The sequence below is a fragment of the Nocardia sp. NPDC060220 genome, from assembly GCF_042727815.1.
Taxonomy (GTDB): domain Bacteria; phylum Actinomycetota; class Actinomycetes; order Mycobacteriales; family Mycobacteriaceae; genus Nocardia.
The window spans coordinates 1-2,378 of sequence record NZ_JBHWZY010000974.1; the positions used below are offsets into that span (position 1 = coordinate 1).

The following is a 2,378-nucleotide window of genomic DNA, read 5'->3' on the forward strand; positions in this document are numbered from 1 at the left end:
CTACTGGATGGGCAGGTTTCGGCTCAGCGACGACGTCCGAGGCAGCCGGCGGCCTTGGCCTGCTCGACTTCCTCGTTGGTCATCGGCGCGACCAGCAGTGGCCTGCGCGGCACCGCGTCGGTGCGGACGCCGTTGAGTGCGATGGCCATATACCGTTGCCATACTTCGGGATTGATCGGCGCCGCGAACTCCGCGAGGGAATTGACCATGTGGATCAGCGCGAAGAAGTCGGTGGTCGCGATATCGGGGTCCACCGCGCCCGCCGCGCGCGCACGATCGATGATGCCCGCGACCGCCGGTTGGATCCGGTCGCGCAGCTCGGCGAAACGGGCCGGATCTTCCTCGAGTTCGAGCATCACCTCGCCGAAGCCGCGGTTGGTCGCCAGGTGTTTGCACGCACTCTCGAAGAACTCGACGAGCGCAAGCCAGGCGTCCGGGTTGCTCATGGCCGCGTCGGCCGCGTCGGCGAAGTCCTTCACGTGCTGGTCGAAGACCTCGGCGATCAGTTCCTTCTTGTTCGCGAAGCGCCGGTACACCGTGCCGACGCCGACTCCCGCGCGTTCGGCGACGTCGTCGAGGGTGATCTCGAGGCCGTGATCGGCGAATAGCTCACGGGCGGCCGCGACGATGCGTTGCTGATTGCGCGCGGCGTCGGCGCGCAGCCTGCGGGGTGGTGTGGCAGTCGTCGTGGCGTGATTCACAAGTACATCCTATCAATCCGGGGATTAAGTGGAGGTCATTTCTCCGTTACTCTGGTAGCTTCGAATGAAGCGGAGGCGGTATCTCCGATTATGCCACCTGAAACCACCCGCAGACCTTCTAGGGGAGTTATGACCACCACACTCGACACCGGGCTCGAGAGCCCCGCGGATACCGGTCGCCGCGGCTCGCACGCCCTGCGCTGGTGGGTGCTTGCCGTACTCGGCATCGCCCAGCTGATGGTCGTGCTCGATGCGACGATCGTCAATATCGCGCTGCCCGCGGCCCAGGCCGACCTCGGCTTCGGCGACGGTGACCGGCAGTGGGTCATCACCGGCTACGCCCTCGCCTTCGGCAGCCTCCTGCTGCTCGGCGGCAGGCTCAGCGACCTGTTCGGCCGCCGCAACACCTTCATCGTCGGCCTCGTCGGCTTCGCGGTGGCCTCGGCCATCGGCGGTGCGGCCTCCAGCTTCGAGATGCTCGTCGCGGCCCGGGTCGGCCAGGGTGTGTTCGGTGCGCTGCTCGCGCCCGCCGCGCTCTCACTGCTCACGGTCACCTTCACCGAACCCGGTGAGCGGTCCAAGGCGTTCGGCATCTTCGGCGCCGTCGCCGGTGCCGGTGGTGCGATCGGCCTGCTGCTCGGTGGCGTTCTCACCGAATGGGCGTCGTGGCGCTGGGCGATGTACGTCAACCTGATCTTCGCCGCCGTCGCGCTCGTCGGCGCCGTGCTGTTGCTGGCTAAGCACACGTCGACCTCGCGTCCCAAGCTCGACTGGTACGGCACGGTCACCGTCACCGCCGCGCTGTTCGGTATCGTCTACGGCTTCTCGCACGCCGAGTCCAACGGCTGGAGCGACCCGACCACACTGGCCTTCCTGATCGGTGGCGCCGTGCTGCTGGCGGCCTTCGTCTGGGTCGAGACCAAGGTCGCGCATCCGTTGCTGCCGCTGCGCATCGTCGCCGACCGCACCCGCGGCGCGTCGTACCTGACCGTGTTCGTCATGGGCATCGGCATGTTCGCGATCTTCTTGTTCCTCACCTTCTACATGCAGCTGACCCTGGCGTACACGCCGATCGTGACCGGCCTGGCCTTCCTGCCGATGGTGGCGGGCATGGTGGTCTCCTCGACCACCGCGCCGTCGCTGCTGCTGCCCAAGGTCGGACCCAAGATCGTCATCAGCGGTGGATTCCTGGTCGCCGCCGCGGGCATGCTGTGGCTCACCCGGATCGGTCTGGACTCGGGCTACGCCACCCATATCCTGCCCGCGCTGGTGCTGCTCGGCCTCGGCCTCGGTGGTGCGATGTCGGTCGCGTTCCAGGGTGCGACGGCGGGCGTGCAGCACGAGGACGCCGGCGTCGCCTCGGCGATGGTCAACACCAGCCAGCAGGTCGGTGGGTCCATCGGTACCGCGCTGCTCAGCACCATCGCGGCCTCGGCGATGACCGACTACGTGTCCTCGCACCAGCCGGGCCCGCTCACGATGGCGCAGGGCGCGATCGAGAGCTACACCACCAGCTTCTGGTGGGCGACGGCCACTTTCGTGCTCGGCGCGATCGTGATCGCGGCGATCATGCCGAACACGGTGCCCGCCCCGGCCGAAGGCGAACCGGTGCTGGCGCACTGATCCCGCAGAACTGAACGGCGATGGCCCGAACCGACAATCGGTTCGGGCCATCGT

2 protein-coding genes are annotated in these 2,378 nt (G+C 67.5%); one reads left to right on the plus strand and one right to left on the minus strand.

The window, feature by feature from the left end; genetic code table 11:
* Positions 1-23: 23 nt before the first annotated feature.
* Entirely contained in the window at positions 24-701 is a 678-nt protein-coding gene (locus ACFWF3_RS32450) for a TetR/AcrR family transcriptional regulator (RefSeq protein ID WP_378991403.1), read from the minus strand.
* A 129-nt stretch (positions 702-830) separates the two neighbouring features.
* On the opposite strand from ACFWF3_RS32450, the gene ACFWF3_RS32455 reads away from it, so the two are divergent.
* A complete protein-coding gene (locus ACFWF3_RS32455) occupies positions 831-2,324 on the plus strand; it encodes an MFS transporter (RefSeq protein WP_379317665.1) in 1,494 nt (497 codons plus the stop codon).
* Positions 2,325-2,378 lie beyond the last annotated feature (54 nt).

Excerpts from the sequence above, each read along its gene's own strand:
- ACFWF3_RS32455 (WP_379317665.1), top strand. The coding sequence starts at position 831 with ATGACCACCACACTCGACACCGGGCTCGAGAGCCCCGCGGATACCGGT.